This is a genomic window from Paenibacillus sp. SAFN-117, assembly GCF_051966115.1.
Taxonomy (GTDB): Bacteria; Bacillota; Bacilli; order Paenibacillales; family NBRC-103111; genus Paenibacillus_L; species Paenibacillus_L residui.
Window position 1 is genome coordinate 84,020 of the sequence record NZ_JBQCLK010000008.1, and the last position, 19,197, is coordinate 103,216.

Sequence of the window (19,197 nt, forward strand, 5' to 3'; positions counted from 1 at the left end):
AACCCGTGCAGTTGAGGTTGACCTTCCGTCCGATCAAATAATCAGTCGAAACCTGAAAGAGATCGGCCATTTTTTTTAACGTCTCCACATCGGGTCTCCTGCGGTTCTTCTCGTAATGGGAAAGGGAAGCTCGCGATATATTCAGAAATTGTGCCATCTGTTCTTGAGTAAACCCTTTGTTTTCCCGTAATTTCGCAATTCGGCGGCCGTACTTCATGAACCAAACTCCTTTCTCTATGCTAAAGGTGACAAAAGCGGCTATTGACACGTTACATATTGTATACTAAATTAGGTTTATGATGATACATATTGTATCTAATAAATAGTAAGTTGACAACTATAATTTAGAGCTGGCATTTCATTTTGGGCTGGCCGATTTCAGTTGAGATTCAAGGAGGAGTAGTGAAATGAGCAAAGTAAAAAAAGCGATCATCCCAGCGGCGGGTCTAGGCACCCGCTTTTTGCCGGCGACCAAGGCCATCCCGAAAGAGATGCTGCCCATCGTGGATGTTCCAACCATTCAGTACATTGTTGAAGAGGCGGTCCGGTCGGGAATCTATGATCTGATTATCGTTACAGGTCGTAACAAGAACTCCATTGAAAATCACTTTGACTACAATCATGAATTGGAATCCGCTCTGGAAGAAAACAAGAAGGAGGAGCTGCTGCAGATCGTAAAGGACGTATCCAATCTGATAGACATTCACTATGTCCGGCAGAAGGAGCCGCTTGGACTCGGTCATGCCGTTTGGTCAGCACGGAAGTTTATTGGCAACGAGCCTTTTGCCGTCCTGCTTGGGGATATGATTATCGACAGCGATGTCCCCTGCTTAAGGCAGTTGATGGATGTATACGATGCGAAAGAATCCTCCGTCATTGCCCTTCAGCCGGTACCCTGGAGTGAAGTGCACAAATACGGGGTGGCATCGGGAACCTATCTTACGGGCAGGTTGTCGAGCATCGATCAACTGGTTGAGAAGCCTCAAGCGAAGGCGCCGTCCAATCATGCGATTGTGGGAAGATATATCCTCACTCCACGCATATTCGATTTGATCAGGGGATTGGCGCCGGGCAGAGGCGGCGAAATTCAATTAACGGATGCGCTGCAGCAATTGACCCGCTATGAACCGCTGTTCGGCTATTTGTATGAAGGAAGATTGTATGATGTGGGCACCAAGCTGGGCTTTCTGCAGGCCAATGTCGAATTCGCGCTAAAGAGGGAGGATCTGTATTCGGAATGGCGTGATTATTTGCTTACGCTCTCCGGAGAATTGGAAAGAACCGCCAACAAAATTGGAGTAACCGGGTGATCTAGTCCATGGAAGGGATTATAACCAAATCGAGTACAGAAGCACAGTCGTCAGTAGAGCTTTCGAGGCCGTACGGTTTTTACTGCTCCATAATTAAACCGGCTCTAGACTGGACTGCCGGATTGTTATTGCTGCCGGTTGTCGCTCCGCTCCTCCTCCTTCTCTGCCTTCTGATCAAGCTGGAATCGGAGGGTCCGGCTCTGTTTAGACAGAAGAGGGTGGGGAAGGACGGCAAAGTTTTCACGATCTACAAGCTCAGAACGATGTATACGCATGTTCCCAAAGAAGGGAGATCTCCGGAATCGACGGATGATCCGAGAATTACGAAGGTTGGCAAATGGATTCGCAAAACCAGTCTGGATGAGCTTCCCCAGCTTCTCAATATTTTGCGCGGCGAGATGAGCTTCGTGGGTCCCAGGCCGGAGCAGCTTTCAATTGTACAGGATGCTTACGGGGAGAAGGAGAGGCAGAGATTCCTGGTCAAACCGGGAATAACCGGACTTTGGCAAACCAGCGCTGATCGCAAAGCCCCGATTCATCATAATCTACACCACGATTTTACATATATCCAAAATATTTCTTGGCGGATGGATGTATACATTCTGTTAAGAACTGCCTTGGTAATGCTGAAAAGCAATACTTATTAACAACTGAAAAGGGTGGAAGTTTATGGAGAATAAAATTTTGGTTACGGGAGCTGCAGGTTTCCTTGGCTCGCATCTGACCGCGAAGCTGTTGGAACAAGGCCAGGAGGTCATCGGGCTCGATAATCTGTCCTCCGGCAGGAAGAGCAACTTAGAGCCGTACTTGAAGAATCCGCGGTTTACATTCGTTGAGCGCGATGTTTGTGAACGGGAGGTGCTGGCCCTCCCTTATATGGATAAGGTCAAGGCCATCTTTCATCTCGCATCCCCGGCTTCGCCTAAATTTTATCAGGCACAACCTCTCGAAACGATTGCGGTGAATACGCTGGGAACTTACCACATGCTGGAGCTGGCCCGGAGGAACGGGGCGAAGCTGCTTTATACCAGTACCAGTGAAGCCTATGGAGATCCCGAGATCCATCCCCAGGAGGAGGAATATCGGGGAAATGTCAATACATGGGGGCCGCGAGCTTGTTATGACGAGAGCAAAAGGCTGGGCGAAGTTTATTGTTATGAGTACGCCCATCGCTACGGGGTCCGGGTTAAAGTAGCGCGCATCTTTAATACATATTCCGCAGGATTGCGCAATGATGACGGCCGGGTCATCTCCAATTTCGTTACCCAGGCTCTGAGAGGGGAGCCGATTACCGTCTATGGCGACGGTTCGCAAACCCGCTCCTTCTGTTATGTAGATGACAATATTCGCGGTCTTCTGCTAATGATGGAACGCGATGAAGCTAACGGTCAAATTATTAACATAGGAAACACGAAGGAGTATTCCATCCTGCGGGTGGCGGAGCTGGTAAAACAGCTTACGGGATCCGACAGCCGGATAACCTTCCATCCATTGCCTTGTGACGATCCCAAGGTTCGCAGGCCGGTCATACAGAAAGCCAAGCGGCTGCTTGGCTGGGAGCCTCAAATTGATTTATGGGAGGGATTACAAAGAACGATAGCGGCCTATAGGCAGCAAATGGAAGAGCAGGAGGGAGGCTATTACTCGGCGACGAACATGTAGGTTTCTTCCGGCACGAGTCCGGTGATTCGATAGGACGCGACACTTTGTTTGAGTCCGATCGTCTTCCATAGACCACTCCATCTGTAAATGTAGATCTTGGTGGCATAGCTTGGAATGCCGGAAATGGTAAATTCCGTTCCGGGCTGATTGGTCCATCCCTTTCTATTTTGCCATACCCATACTTTCTTGAAGCTGCCCGAGAGAACGTAGGTGCCCGTCACTTTCGGATCCAGGTATTCAAAATACATTCCAGAAGTCAGCTTGGAGACCATTCTCAGTACGTTGGCTCTCGCCGTCAATCCGGTGGACGCATCGGTTTTTCCCGAGAACAATCCATACCAGGGATCTTCTTCCGGGGTAAGCAGAAGCGAGAAGGGCATGGCGAATCGCGTTGCCGGAGAATGCCCGTCATTTTTGACAACTCCGAGAGAATCCCAGATGGCCGTCAGGAAATAGTTGGCCAACTGCTCGGGGGGCAGCGATGATGATGGATTTGTAGGATTACGGTCTTTCACGTTGAACTCGGTCGTGTAGAACGGAATGTCTCTTGTAATTCCCGAACGTGCCTTGACTTGATCGAATGCGTATTGAACAGAGCTTGAATAGGTTCCACTGATCGGGGTATATTGCAGGTCAAAATACGTATGAAGATCGAGCCCGTCCAGTTTTCCGGAATTAATCAGCGGGGCAATGACCGGGCCATACCCCTTTAAGGTCCAGTCCTTAAAGGCATTCTGCGAGCTGAATCCGCCCGGGATGACCTTGAGAGAGCTGTCCACCGAATGAACTCCGTCCGCTAACCCTTCGAGCGCTTGCCGGTAAGCTTGCCGATCGATCGAAGCTTCCACATCCGGTTCGTTGAAGGCTGAGTAAACGGTTATACCCCAGTCACGGACATGGTACATTTGGGCCCAGGTACCTCCCGGTCTGAAGCGTTCGGCGAATTGGCGGCCGATAGAATACCATTTGTCATAATCTCCGATGGGAATTCCTTTGGATTCATAGTTTCCGTAGTATTCGAACAGCAGCATCGGAGTAATGTTGTGTTCGAACATCATCGCTACAATACTGTCAATGGTTTGGGGAGTAGGGGCGCCGTCCTTGTAGTACCAGTTAGGATAGAGGTTGACCCGGGCCCATCCCAGTCTAAGGCTCTGCAGAAATTCCAGGTCTTCCACAACATTGGTATCTCCGTTGGTGAAATTTCCGGAGCCGAGAAGCGAAGGGATATCGAACCCTTTGCGGTCAGGAGATTTGGGTGCATCGGAATAGGACAGCAGTAGAAGAATTAGTAGAGTGACGATCGTTCCTTTGAAAATTTGCGAGCTCATATGTCATCTCCTTTCTAGGAGGGGATACTACAAAATATGAATAAAGACTTATAAATGCTTGGACAGCTGCGGGAAATCATAATTATCCGGCCATTTAATAACCGCTTCACTTCAAGTTAGACTTTCAATTGCCGTTGTGAAAACTCTATGAAACTATTTTCAAAAATAGAAAAATAAATGACTTCAAAAGAGAAAGGGACAGGTTAAAATTTCTATTTTTGTAATTGACGTCCAACTCTTTTTAGTATAAATTAATAACCAAACTGATACAATATGTATCAAAAATAAGAAAAAATCAACAAAAAAAGATCCGTTTGGTATCTGAGGTAATGTCTCCTGAACCTGTATCACTGGAGGCACTCGATCACACTGTGGGTCCTCTCAAGGGCCTTAGACGTTAATCGTCGAGGGTGTGATGTGAGGGAAGGTTAAATGCCTTGTTGCAAATTTTTCGAAAGGGCTCCGTTAGGAGCTTTTTATTTAAGCCATTAATCGGAGGAAGAACATGAAAATTACTTGCATTGGAGCAGGTTATATCGGAAGCGTAACGGGAACGTCTCTGTCAGTTATGGGGCATCATTGCACCATTATCGACATTGACGCTGCCAAAGTCGATGCCATAAACGCAGGAACGAGCCCCATTTACGAGCCGGGACTGCAGGACTTGATACAGCTGCAAGCGGGCACTTTCTTGTTCGCTTCTACCAGCTACCAATCCGTGTACGATGCGGATGTAGTATTTATCGGAGTAGGCACCCCGTCCCTCGAAGATGGAAGTGCAGATTTATCCTATATAAGAGCAGCAGCGGCCAACATTGCGAAGCATTTGAATCCCGACCGGTTTACCGTCATCGTCAACAAATCAACGGTCCCGGTCGGTACCGGGGAAGAAGTAACTTCGATGATAGAACATATTAGCGGTCTGAGGCCGGGAGAGCATTTTGCGGTAGCCAGCAATCCTGAATTTCTGCGCGAGGGTCATGCGCTCGAAGATGTGTTCTTCCCTGACCGAATCGTTGTCGGGGCTTCCGCCGGGCGTGCCAAAGAGAGATTAAAGGAGCTGTATGCCCCCTTTATGCGCCGGGACCTTCTCGTTAAAGCTGCACAGCTTCTTGGAATACAGGAACGGGAAATTGTTCCCCCGGTTTATTTTGAAACGGATTTGCGCAGTGCGGAGATGATCAAATATGCCTCCAATGCCTTCCTGGCCGTCAAAATCAGTTATATCAATGAAGTCGCGAGATTTTGCGAAGCCGTTGGTGCCAATGTTATGGATGTAGCTCAAGGAATGGGGCTAGATTCAAGAATCGGAAACCAGTTTCTGCAGGTTTCTAGCGGCTGGAGCGGGAGCTGCTTTCCTAAAGACACCGCTGAATTGTTGAATGCCAGCCAGAAGCATGGGCAGGAGCTCAGCATCGTTAAAGCGGCCATTGAATCGAACTATCAAATGCATTTATATATTGCGAATAAAGTTCATGACCGGATCGGCTCCCTGCAGAACAGAACGATAGGAATTCTCGGTCTCACGTTTAAACCGAATACGGATGATACCCGTCATACCCAGGCCGCCGTCCTGATCAGGAAATTTAGTGAATGCGGAGCAGTTATCAGGGCGCATGATCCTAAAGGAATGACCGGCTTTCATCAAAGAAATAATGATCTTCCTGTCATCTATTGTTCAACTGGAGAACAGGTTGCTGAAGGGGCGGATGTCCTGGTACTGGTCACGCACTGGCCGGAATATAAGGTGCTCGATTGGAAATGGATGCATGAAGCGATGAGATCCCCCTATATTCTGGATACAAGAAATTTCCTGAATCCCGAGGAAATGCGCGGGCTTGGTTTTATGTACGAAGGACTGGGATTGGGAACGGATAAAGCTGCCGGTCAGAGTGCTTCCCGACCGACATTGTCCCATGTTGTGTAGGCTGCCGTAAACATCTAATGGGGAGGTTCACTATGGAATTAATCGATTATATCCATATGATTCGCAAGCGGATAGGGTGGATCATTTCTTTTGTCATTGTCACGACGGCGACAGCGGTTTGGCTTAGTTATTTTGTCCTTCCCCCAAACTATGAGGCATCGGTGAAGCTGATTGCCGGAAGCTCGGAGAAGCAGGATTACAGTGCAGTGAACGCCGGGCTGCTGTTGATTAATACGTACAAGGAACTGATTAAATCTCCCTCCGTTCTGAGTCAAACAGTCGCCAGCCATCCGGAATGGGGCTTGGATGTAGAGAAGCTGGAGAAGAAGCTTAAGGTGACATCCGCTAAAGATTCTCAAATGATCACCATTAGTATAGAGGATCATTCCTACAGCAAGGCTCAGCAGATTGTGCAGGCCGTTGCCAAATCGTTCGAAACTCAGGCGGCCTGGATTTTGAAGGTGGAGGAAGTAACCATTTTGCCGGACAGCAAGGGGAATCAAGAGGCTAAGCCGACTTCGAAACGGATGGTCAATGTCCTTCTTGCCTTTACCGTATCCGGTATACTTTCGGCTGCCTGGGCCATTGGAAGGGAACTCGCGGATCCTACCATTCGCTCTGCCGGTGTCCTGGAGCAGGAGCTAGGGCTTAAACAGTTAGGTGAGATTTCACGGATTGAGAAGAAGGATTTTAAAAGAGCGGAAAATCAGACCAAATTGAGACAGGTAGGTGAAGCTTCTTATGGCCACCTTGGCTAACCGCACGTTAATCGCACACGTAAATCCGCAATCCAAGGCTGCAGAGGATTTCAAATTTCTTCGCACCCGAATTGACTACTCTTTCGCAGGAGTGAGCAAGCCGGTGCTTCATGTTACATCGGCGAAACAGGGGGAAGGCAAAACCTATGTGGCGGCCAATTTGGCTGTCTCGTTCGCTCAGTCAGGGAAGAAAGTGCTTCTCATCGATGCGAACTTATCCGAGCCGGATCTGCATCAATGGTTCGTCATACCGAATGATATCGGTCTTGCAGATGTATTGGCAGGCAAGTGCGGGGTGTATGAGGGCGTTCATGATACGATGATCGATAACTTGAGCCTGTTCTGCGCGGGAAGGGCGGTCATGTCTTCTTCGGATTTGATAATCACCGGGGAGATAGGAAAACTGCTGGAGCGCTATAAGGAGCAGTACGATGTCATCGTTATCGATTCCCCGGCCGCCGGGGAATCGGCAGACAGCTTGTTTCTGGCCGCCCAGAGCAGCGGAACCCTGCTCGTGGTCAAGAGCGGGGTCGTTACAACGAAGGAAATTCGCCAGCTGATGAAAGATTTCGAGCATGTGAACGGCCAATTGATAGGCTACGTATTCCATTAGATTCTTACAGACGGGAGCAATCCAGTGATTACGAAATTAAAGAAACCTGCAATCCATTGGCCGTCAGCCTGGATCAAGAGGGCAAGAGCGGCCGCTGTCGGGTTAACCGCGGCCGTCCTGATCGGAATGATCTGCTCTTACCTCAATCCGAAAACAGGGGTTCTCTTGGCGATCCTTCTGCTGCTGGTGACGCCGGCGCTGCTGCTAGCCAGATCCGATTCCCGCTGGCTGGTTCCCTATATTATCGCGGTTTGGGCCTTCACCCCTGCCATTCGCCGCATCTACGAATGGGTTTATCTGGAGTATAACTCCGTTTCTCTGCTAAGTATTCTGCCTCTTCTCGTTACGTTGACACTGGTCCTGCCCATGCTGGGCAAACCGCTGGAATTTTCCCCTCTTCTTAAAGGGTTTCTGCTCTGTATGGCGGTTGCGCTCGGATATGGCTTCCTGGTGGGCGGATTGAAGAATGGGGTATCCGGCTTGTTTGATTTGGCGAACTATGCGGTTCCTTTACTAATAATCCCTTATGAAGCCGTTCGCAGAAGCAATATCGAGGAGCGCAAACTGTGGATCGGTTCATTTGTAAATATCGCTATTTTGGCTGCGGCATACGGAATTGTTCAATTTTTTGTAGTACCGGAATGGGATGCCTTTTGGATGAATGAGGTCGATATGTTTTCGAACGGCCAGCCCGTTCCTTATGAAATCAGAGTATTCTCGACTCTAAATTCGCCTGGACCGGCGGCTATTTTTTTGTCCACCGCTCTGCTGGCCATGCTGATGAACAAGTCGTGGAGAGGCTTTGCCGGATGGCTCGGCGTAGGAATCGTCACTTTCGGGTTGATCCTGACCCTGGTAAGAGCCTCTTGGGTAACGATGGTGCTGGCTTTATTTCTGTTCATTCTATTGGAACAAGGAAGAAAAAGATGGTCCCTTATGGGAGCCATCCTGCTGGCCGGAATCTTCATGTACTCTGTGCTGACCGTAGTTCCAGGCGGCGAAAATTTGCTGAACCGGTTCTCGACCTTAGGAAATCTGGAGAGTGATTATTCCTACAACGATCGAATGCAATTTGTATGGAAGATTGTTCCGATGCTGGCGGACCAGCCTTTCGGTACCGGGCTTGGAAGTGTCGGAGTCGGAACGAAATTAGAGAATGACGGGCGGCTGGGGCAGTTTGGAAATTTCGACAACGGGTTTCTGGCCCTCTTCCTGACCTTCGGCATCGTAGGCGGGTTGGCCTTCGCCAGGGCGGTATGGCTGCTTGTCCGGCTGCTGCGTCCGATGCGTCAGGAGAGGGACCCAAGAGAAGCTAAATATACCCTTCTCGCTTTTAGCGTCTTGCTCGCCGCCATCGCCTATTTAATTTTCGAGAACAGGCTGGTTGGCTTGGGAGGATTTGTCGTGTGGCTGTTCGCTGCCATCGGATTGCCGAAGTCGACCCAAAGCTTGAACGGCAAGGGAATGCCATGATGAGCAATTCCAATCTGCTGCATAAATCCGGTACCGTTCGTCTGTGGTCGATTGCCAGAAGTCTGCGGGTCCGCAAGGACAGCACCGCCCAATCTCTTAAAACGGTAGCGGTCAGCATGCTTATCATGATCGTTAACCTGTTAACCGGCATATTGACTGCCCGTTATTTGGGGCCGGCCGGCAAAGGAGAATCTTCCGCTCTATTGCTATGGCCTACTTTTCTGGCGAACCTGTTTCGGCTGGGTCTGCCATCGGCTTTGTTATTCAATATGAGGAGGCATCCGGACGATTCGGCCCCCTTATACACTACCGCTTTGATGATTTGCCTTGGTTTTGGCGGCTTCGCCTTAACGATTGGTGTGTTGGGGGTGCCCCACGCCCTTAGCTCCAGCTCCGAGCAGATGATAGTTTACGCTCAGTGGTTTATGCTATGCGCTCCCATTCTGTTAATGGAAGCTACTAACAATGCAGCGCTGCAGGCACGGGGAGAGTTCCTGCTGTTCAATCGGCTCAGAACGCTTCCTCATCTCGGTGCTCTGATCGGGTTGGCCGTACTGCTGTTAGCAGGGAAACTGACACCCTTGTCCGCCGCCCTGGCTTATTCGTTCACTACAATCCCGGTTACTTTGTGGCTGACATCACGGCTGTTGTCCATCTACCGCTTATCTATTAAACGATTCAAGCATTCGTTCGGGATGATCTTCCGATATGCCCGCAGCTCTTCCGCGGCCGATGTGTTGAGCTCGCTATCCGTTTATATGGACCAGCTCATTGTCGTGGCCCTGCTGAGGCCCGCTGATCTTGGACTTTATCTGGTGGCGCTCAGCTTGTCCAGAGTCATTAATGTGGTCCACAGCTCCCTTGTTATGGTCCTCTTCCCCAAGGCGGCGGGATTGGAGAACAAAGAAGCGATCGAACTGGTCAAGAGAATATTCCGGATCAGCCTCAGCATGACGATGCTCGCAGCGATTCCTATGATGCTGTTGGGGACAGTAGTGCTGAATGTCCTGTATGGCGAGCAGTACACGGCCGCCGTTTCCGTCTATCGAATCTTGGTACTGGAGGCGGTTATCGGAGGGTCCACGCTTATTTTGGCACAGTCGTTCATGTCGTTGGGCAAGCCGGGCTACCAGTCCACGCTGCAAGCCGTCGGGATCGGCGTCGGGATGGTCCTGCTGGTCATTCTGGTCCCCCGATTTGGTCTGATCAGCGCAGGAATAGCATTGCTAACAGGTTCCCTCATCCGGCTCCTGCTGGGACTTGTATTTTATAAAAAAGTGCTGCATACCCCTATCCCACAGTTGTGGATGCGGTGGGAGGATGTGCGTTGGCTGTACAGCCGGTTCGCATCCGTTCCGACGCAACAGCCGGATATTAACGCTAAAGAATAGAGAAGAAATTCACTAGGAGGGTACGATGGCTGAATTAAGTTTTAATATACTGGCTACCGGATTGGATTGGCCGACGGAAAAGCCGGGAGGTCTAAATATTTACTATCGATCCATATGCAAAACTTTGGCTTTGCGGCACTGTATCGAAGCGTTGGTTTGCTGCAGCGAGCCTCCGGGGCAGGAGCCGGAAACCAATCTGACCCTGTCCAACATCTCCAATCCGCTGGTGCCCATGGTACGAAGGCAAACCGCATTCAAAAAGTACGTTCACCGCGCAACGAATGACCGCAGAATCGACATTATTTATTCTCACTTTGCCCCTTATGCCATGGGAGCCGCTCGTATTGCACTGGGCAAAAATATTCCGGTAGTTGTCGGTTTCCATGGCCCGTGGGCCGCAGAAATGAAAGTGGAGCAGGCCGGCCTGAAGGGGAGGATCAGAGCGGCGATCGCCCGGAGAATTGAACTTCAAACTTATCGTCTGGCAGATCGTTTTATAGTGCTCAGCCGCTATTTCAAGAAAATTCTGCAGGAAGACTACGGCATCTCCCCCGACAAAATTCATATTGTTCCGGGTGCCGCGGATATCGAACGATTCCGCCCGGCAGAAGATAAGATGCGGCTAAGAAAGGAGCTGGGCTTACCGACCGATAAGCTGGTCGTCCTGTCCGTCCGAAGACTGGTTCATCGAATGGGGCTGCTTCAACTGGTGGCCGCCTGGAAGGAAGTGGTTCGGCAGCATCCCGATGCGCTTCTGTACATAGGCGGTACAGGACCTCTGCAAGAGGCGTTGGAGACGGAGATTCAGCTCAACGGGCTGGAGCAGAATGTACATATGCTGGGGTTTATTCCGGAGGAACTGCTTCCGGCCTACTACCAGTCGGCCGATTTGTTCGTTGTTCCGACCCAGGCGCTGGAAGGGTTCGGATTAGTGACGGTGGAGGCGCTGGCCAGCGGGGTGCCTGTATTTGCAACCCCGGTGGGCGGAAACGTCGAAATTTTGACCCGGTTTTCTCCAGATTTTCTGAGTGAGGATATTACGGTTGATGCTTTGGCCAAAGGACTGAATCTTGTATTAAAATATCAGGAACGGTGGCCTACCGCCCAGCAGTGCAGGGATTATGTCCTGTCTCATTATACATGGGATCAGGTTTTACAATCGGTAGAAAATATATTTTTCGAAGTACTCGAACAGAAAGGGAGAGGAAAACGATGAAAATAGCTTATTTGGACCATACCGCCCGGTGGAGCGGCGGCGAGGTTGCCCTGTATAACCTGCTAACTCACTTGAAAGGAATCGGGATTCCGATTGACCCGATCGTGATCTTGGCCGAAGATGGCCCGCTTCGGGAGAAGCTTGCCGAGAAAGGGGTCGATGTTCGCGTTCTGCCTCTCGATCCGACCGTCCGTGACCGCAATCGTCATGCGGTGTCCAGCGGATTGTTCAGATCCGCCTTCGAGGTCATGCGTTACAGCAGCAGGCTGGCCAGGCTGCTTAAAGAAGAGAAGGTCGATTGTGTCCATACGAACTCTCTGAAATCTGCAGTATATGGGGCATTTGCGGCCAAACTGGCCCGCTTGCCGCTGGTCTGGCATATCCATGATCAAATTCAGCCCCCTTACTTAAAATCTTATGTGGCTAAGTTCATTCAGAAAATGGCCCGTACTCTTCCAAACGGGATTATTGCCAATTCCAGCTCGACTCTGGCCACCCTGCGCCTGCCGGCACACAAGAGACAGAAGGAGCTTGTATTGTATCCCGCTTATGCAGGAAGATTCGGCAGAGAAGAAGTGATTAGGGAGGATCCGGATCCGATCCCTGAAGAATGGAGACGGAGCGAGGACGAATTTGTCGTTCTGATGGCCGGCAGGATTGATGAATGGAAAGGGCACAGGACGCTGCTTCAGGCCGCCCGTCTATTTAAGGATCAGCCTAACGTCAAGTTCTGGATCGCCGGTGATGCGCTGTTCGGCCAGGACGACTACAAGCAATCGCTTCTGGAATTCATCGAGCAGGAAGGGTTGACGAATGTCAAGATGCTGGGGCATGTATCCAGGATGGAACGGTTGATGCTGGAGGCCGATCTGCTCGTTCATGCTTCCGTCATGCCGGAACCGTTCGGTCAGGTCATCGTGGAAGGCATGGCGATGGGCTTGCCCGTCATTGCTTCCAACCAAGGCGGCCCTAAGGAAATTGTGGAGATAGGGGAAACCGGCCTGTTGATCCCTCCGGGAGATCCTCATGTGCTGGGAGAAGCCATCCAATGGATGATCCAATCTCCCGAACGCCGCAAATCAATGGGAGAGGGAGGGATTAAGCGGGTCCGGGAGCGGTTCGCCATCGGACAATCGATCCGGGCATTGGCACACTTTTATCCTGAACTGCGGCCTAAACGAAAGCCCGCTTTCACAGTGAGTACGGCGGAGGGAAAATACATTGAAAATTGCGATCGTTCATGATCTGTTGACCCAGATGGGCGGGGCCGAGCGTGTAGTAGAGGTCCTTCACGAAATGTATCCGGAGGCGCCGATCTATACACTCGCCCTTAACCGCGAGCGGCTCAGCGATGCGTTGCGGAAGTCGGATATTCGCACAACCTGGATACAGAAAATCCCCGGGGTGGAGGCGAATTTCAAGAAACTCCTGCCCCTGTACCCCATCGCGCTGCGCCAATTGACTCTGGAAGGCTATGATGCGGTCATCAGCTCCAGCTTCGCCTTCGTCAAGGGGGTCCGGGTTCCGCAAGATACCTTCCATTTCTGTTATTGCTACACACCTATGAGGTTCGCTTGGGACTTTGAAAATTATATTGAAAGGGAAGCTTATCCCAAGGCAGTGAAGTCGGTCCTGCGACAATATGTCAAATATTTACGCTATTGGGATGAAAAAACCGCTAATCGCGTTGACAGCTACGTAGCCATATCTTCTGTAGTGAAGAAGAGACTTCAAATGTGTTACCGAAGAGAATCGGAAATCATTTTTCCTCCTGTTCATACATCCAGATTTTCACCTTCCCGTCAGATAGACTCCTATTATTTGCTGGTTTCACGGCTAGTTTCCTATAAGCGAATAGATCTGGCCATAGAGGCTTTTAACCAGTTGGGCCTCCCTCTTTATATAGTCGGAGACGGTCCGGATCGGGGGCGGTTGAAAAGCATGGCTAAGAGCAATATCCAATTTTTGGGCCGGCTGCCCGATGAGGAGGTTGGTTCATTGATGTCGCGCTGCCGGGCTCTTTTGTTTCCGGGGGAAGAGGATTTCGGAATCACCCCTCTGGAGGCCAACGCCGCAGGGCGCCCTGTGGTCGCTTACCGGGCGGGCGGTGCCCTGGACACGATTATCCCTTATAAGAACGGACTGTTCTTCGATGAGCAGAAGCCGGATAGTGTTATAGCTGCCATTCGGCAATTAGAAAACTTCGGCTGGGACGCCGGAGCCATTGTGGCCCATGCAAAAACATTTGATACCGAGGTATTTAAACAAAGATTCCATCAACACTTGTTTGAGGTTTACCGTCATCATCTATCTGGAATCAACAGCCGGCGGGCGATACCATGAGCGGATTACATTAATAGATAACGGGGAGGAAGAAAGAATGAAAAGAGCACTGATTACAGGAGTTACAGGTCAAGATGGAGCGTATTTGGCTCAATTGCTGCTAAATCAAGGATATAAAGTGTATGGGATGACGGCTCGTCGGAGTACCCCTTCATTATGGAGGTTGGAGTTTCTGGGCATCGAGCAGGAGGTGGAGCTAATCGATGGGGATATGGCTGACATGTCCTCACTCGTCCGGGCAGTAAAGGCCTCTAAGCCGCATGAAGTGTATAATCTGGCAGCGCAAAGCTTCGTCGGAACCTCCTGGAAACAACCGGTTACGACTGCACAAATAAGCGGGCTTGGAGTCCTACATATGCTGGAGGCCATTCGCCTTACGGATCCATCTATCCGGTTTTATCAAGCATCAACCAGTGAAATGTTCGGTCTGGTGCAGCAGCCCGTTCAATCTGAGTCCACTCCCCTATACCCGCGAAGCCCGTATGGCGTTGCCAAGCTGTTTGGACATTGGTCGACTGTCAATTATCGGGAAAGCTTCGGATTATACGCTTGCTCTGGCATTCTGTTCAACCACGAATCACCCTTGCGGGGAATAGAATTTGTGACCCGCAAAGTGACGGATGCTGTAGCCAGAATTAAATACGGCCGGCAGCGGGAGCTTCGTCTTGGCAATATTGATGCAAGAAGAGACTGGGGATATGCGGGTGATTATGTGAAAGCCATGTGGCTCATGCTTCAGCAGGAGCATCCCGATGATTATGTCGTTGCGACGGGGACTACAACAACCGTCCGTGAGATGTGCAAGATAGCCTTCGAGTATGCAGGTCTGAATGCCGAAGATTATGTCGTGATCGATCCGGAGCTGTACCGGCCCGCCGAGGTGGATATTCTGCAGGGAGATCCGGCAAAAGCCCGGGAGAAGCTTGGATGGAAGGCGGAAACGCCCTTTAAGGAACTAATTGAGATGATGGTTGAAGCAGATTTGCATAGAGTCAGAATGGGAGAACCCCGAGAGATATTCTCAGTTTAATTGTAAGATTCACTTCAATATAATCGAAGGATGTGTCCATAGCATGAGATTGGTTTTGTTATCGGGTGGTTCCGGTAAAAGGTTATGGCCTCTCTCCAATGATGCCCGGTCCAAGCAATTTCTGAAGGTGCTGCGCGATGAGGAAGGCCGGCTGGAGTCGATGGCTCAACGGGTGTGGAGGCAGATGGCAAAAGCCGGACTGAACCAGAAGGGCTACATCGCCACGAGCCGGGAGCAGGTCGATATGGTCCGCAACCAGCTGGGCAGCGAGATTCCGCTGATCGTTGAACCGGAACGCAGGGATACGTTTCCTGCCATCGCCCTGGCTGCCGTATATATGTATACGGTAGCCGGCGCATCCCTGGATGAGGTGATGGTTATCCTTCCTGTCGATTCCTATGTAGAGACGGATTTCTTCGAGAAAGTGATCCAGCTTGATTCTGTTCTTGAGGAGACAGGGGCCGACCTGGCTTTAATTGGTGTCAAGCCGACCTATCCATCGGAAAAATATGGTTATATCGTTCCCGCAACGGAGGGGTCCACCCGATATGGCACTGCAGGCTGGCCAGTCTCTCATTTTCGGGAGAAGCCTGCCGAACCGGAAGCCGAAGAGCTTATTCTTAATGGGGCATTATGGAACTGCGGAGTATTTGCCTTCAAGCTGAAATATATGATCGATTTGCTATTTAGCAGAGGGCTCCCGCTTCAATATGAAGAGATGCTGCATCAGTATTCGCGATTAACTCCTACCAGCTTTGATTATGAAGTCGTCGAGAAGGCGGAGAAGATCGTTGCCCTGCCTTATGACGGCCCCTGGAAAGATCTTGGGACCTGGAACACCTTGACGGAAGAGATGGAAGAAGGGATTGTCGGGAGTCATATCATGAAGGAAAACTCTCCGGGAACCCATGTCATCAATGAACTGGGAATACCAATCGTTGCTTTGGGACTATCCGACGTAGTAGTCGCCGCCAGCCCGGACGGAATTTTGGTAGCGGACAAGAGCTCCAGTCCCCGCATTAAAACCATCCTGCAGCATATCGATTTTTCCCCTATGTACGAAGAAAAAGCGTGGGGTCACTTTAAAGTATTGGAGTACATGCAGCGATCATCGCAAGGAAGCGATGTACGGATTCAGAAATGCTATATCAAATCAGACAGCGTATTGACCGAACGGCTTCAGGCGGTCCGCAGTGAAGTCTGGGCGGTGCTATCGGGCGAAGGGAAGCTTGAGGTGAACGGCAGCACCCGCTGCTTAAATGTCGGAGACGTAGCCGTTCTGCCCCAGGGGGCGGAATACCATATCCATGCTTACACCGATATGGAAATGGTGGAAATCCAATATGGATTATCCCCAACACAGGGAACGGCTGCGTTGAAACTCGGAACCTGATAAGAGGTGTCCGGTTGGTAAGGTTGTCTAAAGGAACTGGGGGAGTAAGATGAAACGTTGGATGAAATGGGGCGGAGTGATCTTTTTCATTGGATTGGCCACGATGGCGATTTGGGGGTATTCATTAACTCCGGAAGTTCACTTTAACCAGAGGAACCACCCGATTCTAGCTGTCCCTGCAGATTCTCCCCCTGGTTCGGGCTTTATAGATTGGAACGAGTCCTTGCCCTTCTCCTTGGGCAGAGATTTTGTTGGAACGAGCTTGGTTAACTATCTCCGTTGGAAGCAAGGGCCGGATTCTGAATTTCAGGGGATGTCTTCCTTCGACACTATGGATTATGGGTTGTCCGGGTGGTATGCCTTGAGGTCCGGACAGTATGAACCTGTTTTTTTGACCGAAGCCGATGGCTGGATTCCGTACGGGGATAAGGTAGAAGAGTCCTTGGTTAACGGGCAGACCTTCCGGCAAACCGGCAAGGGACGGTCGGGAGGAGCAGAGGACGGCTCTTCCTTCAACGTGCTGATTCTGGGTGTCGATGCCAGAGAAGGCGAGAACTCGCGGTCCGATGTTATACTGCTTGCCCATGTGGATCCGAAGGAAAAGGAAGTCCATATGCTCTCTATCCCCAGGGATACCAGAGTTTATTTGGATGGAATCGGTTATACCAAGATCAATCATGCTCACTTTATAGGAAGCGTACGAAAAGGCAACAGCGGAGGCACTGAGGCGGCGATTCAGGCGGTCAGCAACCTGGTGAAGGTTCCGGTGAACTATTATGTAAAAATTGATTTTGCTGGCTTCGAGAGCTTCATTGATACTATCGGAGGGGTCGAACTGGACTTGCCTCAGGAGGTTTGGTTAACGCAGCCGCTGATTCCGAGGGAACCGCTGCTGCTTCCGGCCGGGCCCCAGACACTGAACGGCGAACTGGCTCTCGATTATGTGAGGGAGCGTTATTCACGGGAAGACGGGGAATTCGGGCGCCAGGCTGCTCAGATGGAGGTCATTAGCTCCGTGGCGGCGAAGCTTACGCAGTTGGACTACCTGCCTAAACTCCCCGGTTTAATCCAGAAGGTGAAAGAGGAAGTGCTGGATACCAACTTTACCGATTCCGATCTGCTCAGTCTAGCTTGGCTGTTCAAAAATTTACGGCAGGATCAGCTAATGTACAGACAAATTTCCGGCCGCAGCGGCAGAGCGTTGGACCCGCTGGTTCGCCAAGAGCTCTACTATTGGCTGCCGGATAAGAATGAGCTGGAAGAACTGGCGGAAACCTATCTTCAATAACTTCCTTATACGGGGACTGTCAGTGAGGATCATGGATTGGACCGTGAACGTGTGGCGGGGGGACCATTAGTTAAGGTCCCCCCGCCACATATTCGTTAGCTGGAAGCCTGCTTGGATAAGGGAATAGGCCGGGAGTACTCCTCGCGATTGCCGGAAGCCTGATAAGCAGGGATTTCTTCGCCCGAACAAGGGACAAGCAACCCTTTAGCTAACAACAAAGACGCTGTTTCGGCCAAATCACTGCCGACCTTGTTCATTTTATCGGCTATGTCTATCAGATCATGGTCACCATCGCTGTAAGCCAGAAGATAGGTGATCATCGACACCCGCTCCCGTTCTTCGCGGGAACGGGTTCCGCCCGTAGAAGGGTACAATCCCCGTTTATCCAGCTTAGGCTCGCAATGAATGTGGGTGCTGCGATAAGTCTCGTTCGCCTCTATCGTCTCAATAATCTTGATATACATATCGACGGTTTCCTGCAGAGCCTCCTCCGAGATTAAGTCGCGGTTGTCGAGCGAGGTATGGTATTCCTTGTAATCGCCGTACATCGTTCTCATTAAGCTGCCGACAGGCAAATTGAAGGCTTGACTGCAATACTGCCGTTCATCGCTGCCGAACGGGGACCATTCAATGATCCGATGGGGCTTGCCGGATTGACGCAAGACATGTATGGCGGCACGGTCTGCAAGGGTCTCCCCTCTTTTGCTTTTTTTGTAGGTGAAGGAAGGGCCATGCCCTACGCAAGTGACTACATAACCGGCGGCAAGCCTCTGCTTCAGCATATCCCCATATTGGCTCAAATATAGAATGGAGCCGATCGTTTCCGGCACATACAGAAACCGGTAGTTGTATTTCAAATTTCCCCGCTTCAATAAATATTGATAAACCATGGTTTGGACGAGAGGTCCAGACAGTTCATTGTTGGCCATAGACGGGTGACAGACATAGGTTGACAGCAAAATTTCCTGTTCTCCTCTTCCCGGCACATAGCCTTCACCGATAGTCAAATATCCGTCCTCCAGTGTCGCGTCGATCACCACTTCATACTCGTCATCAACGAACTCCCGCAGTCTGTTATGCTCGATGCAGAAGCCCCAGTTTTCCTTATAATAAGACGTGACATAGGGAATCGCATCCGGCATTTCGGGCAGCGTATGTATTCTGGCCAGCAGCTCGTCGCGGCTCACGGTTCCCCGGAAAGGAACGCTGTACGAGACCAAATGAAGATTGTGGTCACATAGGTCAACGATCTTCTCTCCCCGCTTATTCTTGATATATGCCTCCCGAACATTCCATTCTTTAGGAATTGTCCAATCAAAGCAGGTCATCCCGGACGGATACTCCTTTTGTTCAATGGGAACTAATTCGTTAAGGATCGTCAGCATTTCCCGAACTCCATCGCCGGTAATGCTCCGCTGAATTGGAAATAAGCGGTCGAATAATTCCATGATCATAGGATCAC

The 19,197-nt window shown here is 50.5% G+C and carries 16 protein-coding genes and 1 pseudogene; 14 read left to right on the top strand and 3 right to left on the bottom strand.

Annotation, left to right across the window (positions count from 1 at the left end; genetic code table 11):
- Window positions 1–25 precede the first annotated feature (25 nt).
- Window positions 26–217: pseudogene (locus ACTHRH_RS07365) on the bottom strand (helix-turn-helix domain-containing protein); the annotation flags it as partial.
- Window positions 218–407: 190 nt separating this feature from the next.
- On the opposite strand from ACTHRH_RS07365, the gene galU reads away from it, so the two are divergent.
- The 3 genes from galU to ACTHRH_RS07380 are packed head-to-tail and all read left to right on the top strand — an operon-like array spanning window position 408 to window position 2,972.
- A complete protein-coding gene (gene galU / locus ACTHRH_RS07370) occupies window positions 408–1,310 on the top strand; it encodes a UTP--glucose-1-phosphate uridylyltransferase GalU (protein WP_379288101.1) in 903 nt (300 codons plus the stop codon).
- A gap of 8 nt (window positions 1,311–1,318) precedes the next feature.
- Window positions 1,319–1,957 carry a sugar transferase gene (locus ACTHRH_RS07375; protein WP_379288099.1) on the top strand — a complete coding sequence of 213 codons (639 nt, stop codon included), beginning with the start codon at window positions 1,319–1,321 and terminating at the stop codon, window positions 1,955–1,957.
- A gap of 22 nt (window positions 1,958–1,979) precedes the next feature.
- Window positions 1,980–2,972: a UDP-glucuronic acid decarboxylase family protein gene (locus ACTHRH_RS07380; protein WP_379288097.1), complete on the top strand. Its 993-nt coding sequence runs from the start codon at window positions 1,980–1,982 to the stop codon at window positions 2,970–2,972.
- Here the strand turns inward: ACTHRH_RS07380 and ACTHRH_RS07385 are convergent.
- Entirely contained in the window at window positions 2,951–4,303 is a 1,353-nt protein-coding gene (locus tag ACTHRH_RS07385; RefSeq protein WP_379288095.1) for a hypothetical protein, read from the bottom strand. The two genes, ACTHRH_RS07380 and ACTHRH_RS07385, sit on opposite strands and share 22 nt — an antisense overlap.
- Window positions 4,304–4,808: 505 nt before the next feature.
- Between ACTHRH_RS07385 and ACTHRH_RS07390 the strand changes: the two genes are divergently transcribed.
- Genes ACTHRH_RS07390 through ACTHRH_RS07440 form a run of 11 tightly spaced genes read left to right on the top strand, consistent with a single transcriptional unit; the run spans window position 4,809 to window position 17,735 of the window.
- Complete coding sequence (locus ACTHRH_RS07390; protein ID WP_379289868.1) at window positions 4,809–6,230, top strand: UDP-glucose dehydrogenase family protein; 1,422 nt, start codon at window positions 4,809–4,811, stop codon at window positions 6,228–6,230.
- A gap of 32 nt (window positions 6,231–6,262) precedes the next feature.
- Window positions 6,263–6,988, top strand: a complete 726-nt coding sequence (locus tag ACTHRH_RS07395; RefSeq protein ID WP_379289866.1) for a YveK family protein — start codon at window positions 6,263–6,265, stop codon at window positions 6,986–6,988.
- Window positions 6,972–7,601 (top strand): CpsD/CapB family tyrosine-protein kinase, encoded by a 630-nt coding sequence (locus ACTHRH_RS07400; RefSeq protein ID WP_379289864.1) that lies wholly within the window; start codon window positions 6,972–6,974, stop codon window positions 7,599–7,601. The genes ACTHRH_RS07395 and ACTHRH_RS07400 overlap by 17 nt, the downstream gene beginning before the upstream one ends.
- Before the next feature lie 24 nt (window positions 7,602–7,625).
- A complete protein-coding gene (locus ACTHRH_RS07405; protein ID WP_440414841.1) occupies window positions 7,626–9,074 on the top strand; it encodes an O-antigen ligase family protein in 1,449 nt (482 codons plus the stop codon).
- Window positions 9,008–10,465, top strand: coding sequence for an oligosaccharide flippase family protein (locus ACTHRH_RS07410; protein WP_440414843.1), 1,458 nt, complete (start codon window positions 9,008–9,010; stop codon window positions 10,463–10,465). The genes ACTHRH_RS07405 and ACTHRH_RS07410 overlap by 67 nt, the downstream gene beginning before the upstream one ends.
- Window positions 10,466–10,490: 25 nt before the next feature.
- Entirely contained in the window at window positions 10,491–11,681 is a 1,191-nt protein-coding gene (locus ACTHRH_RS07415; protein WP_440414845.1) for a glycosyltransferase family 4 protein, read from the top strand.
- Complete coding sequence (locus tag ACTHRH_RS07420) at window positions 11,678–12,925, top strand: glycosyltransferase family 4 protein (RefSeq protein ID WP_379289856.1); 1,248 nt, start codon at window positions 11,678–11,680, stop codon at window positions 12,923–12,925. The genes ACTHRH_RS07415 and ACTHRH_RS07420 overlap by 4 nt, the downstream gene beginning before the upstream one ends.
- Window positions 12,903–14,024: a glycosyltransferase gene (locus ACTHRH_RS07425; protein WP_379289854.1), complete on the top strand. Its 1,122-nt coding sequence runs from the start codon at window positions 12,903–12,905 to the stop codon at window positions 14,022–14,024. Before ACTHRH_RS07420 ends, ACTHRH_RS07425 begins: the two co-directional genes overlap by 23 nt.
- Before the next feature lie 37 nt (window positions 14,025–14,061).
- A complete protein-coding gene (gene gmd, locus ACTHRH_RS07430; RefSeq protein ID WP_379289852.1) occupies window positions 14,062–15,054 on the top strand; it encodes a GDP-mannose 4,6-dehydratase in 993 nt (330 codons plus the stop codon).
- A 43-nt stretch (window positions 15,055–15,097) separates the two neighbouring features.
- Complete coding sequence (locus ACTHRH_RS07435; RefSeq protein ID WP_379289850.1) at window positions 15,098–16,447, top strand: sugar phosphate nucleotidyltransferase; 1,350 nt, start codon at window positions 15,098–15,100, stop codon at window positions 16,445–16,447.
- Window positions 16,448–16,496: 49 nt separating this feature from the next.
- On the top strand, window positions 16,497–17,735 hold the full coding sequence (locus ACTHRH_RS07440; protein ID WP_440414848.1) for an LCP family protein: 1,239 nt from the start codon (window positions 16,497–16,499) through the stop codon (window positions 17,733–17,735).
- Between the two features lie 95 nt (window positions 17,736–17,830).
- Here ACTHRH_RS07440 and ACTHRH_RS07445 read toward each other — a convergent pair whose 3' ends face one another.
- Window positions 17,831–19,189 (bottom strand): DUF4910 domain-containing protein, encoded by a 1,359-nt coding sequence (locus ACTHRH_RS07445; RefSeq protein WP_379289846.1) that lies wholly within the window; start codon window positions 19,187–19,189, stop codon window positions 17,831–17,833.
- Between the last annotated feature and the right edge of the window lie 8 nt (window positions 19,190–19,197).

What these genes read in the sequence shown, in the direction of transcription:
- gmd (WP_379289852.1), top strand. Translation starts at nt 14,062, where the DNA reads ATGAAAAGAGCACTGATTACAGGAGTTACAGGTCAAGATGGAGCGTAT.
- ACTHRH_RS07380 (WP_379288097.1), top strand. Translation starts at nt 1,980, where the DNA reads ATGGAGAATAAAATTTTGGTTACGGGAGCTGCAGGTTTCCTTGGCTCG.
- galU (WP_379288101.1), top strand. Translation starts at nt 408, where the DNA reads ATGAGCAAAGTAAAAAAAGCGATCATCCCAGCGGCGGGTCTAGGCACC.
- ACTHRH_RS07415 (WP_440414845.1), top strand. Translation starts at nt 10,491, where the DNA reads ATGGCTGAATTAAGTTTTAATATACTGGCTACCGGATTGGATTGGCCG.
- ACTHRH_RS07385 (WP_379288095.1), bottom strand. Translation starts at nt 4,303, where the DNA reads ATGAGCTCGCAAATTTTCAAAGGAACGATCGTCACTCTACTAATTCTT.
- ACTHRH_RS07390 (WP_379289868.1), top strand. Translation starts at nt 4,809, where the DNA reads ATGAAAATTACTTGCATTGGAGCAGGTTATATCGGAAGCGTAACGGGA.
- ACTHRH_RS07375 (WP_379288099.1), top strand. Translation starts at nt 1,319, where the DNA reads ATGGAAGGGATTATAACCAAATCGAGTACAGAAGCACAGTCGTCAGTA.
- ACTHRH_RS07445 (WP_379289846.1), bottom strand. Translation starts at nt 19,189, where the DNA reads ATGATCATGGAATTATTCGACCGCTTATTTCCAATTCAGCGGAGCATT.
- ACTHRH_RS07420 (WP_379289856.1), top strand. Translation starts at nt 11,678, where the DNA reads ATGAAAATAGCTTATTTGGACCATACCGCCCGGTGGAGCGGCGGCGAG.
- ACTHRH_RS07440 (WP_440414848.1), top strand. Translation starts at nt 16,497, where the DNA reads ATGAAACGTTGGATGAAATGGGGCGGAGTGATCTTTTTCATTGGATTG.
- ACTHRH_RS07435 (WP_379289850.1), top strand. Translation starts at nt 15,098, where the DNA reads ATGAGATTGGTTTTGTTATCGGGTGGTTCCGGTAAAAGGTTATGGCCT.
- ACTHRH_RS07400 (WP_379289864.1), top strand. Translation starts at nt 6,972, where the DNA reads ATGGCCACCTTGGCTAACCGCACGTTAATCGCACACGTAAATCCGCAA.
- ACTHRH_RS07395 (WP_379289866.1), top strand. Translation starts at nt 6,263, where the DNA reads ATGGAATTAATCGATTATATCCATATGATTCGCAAGCGGATAGGGTGG.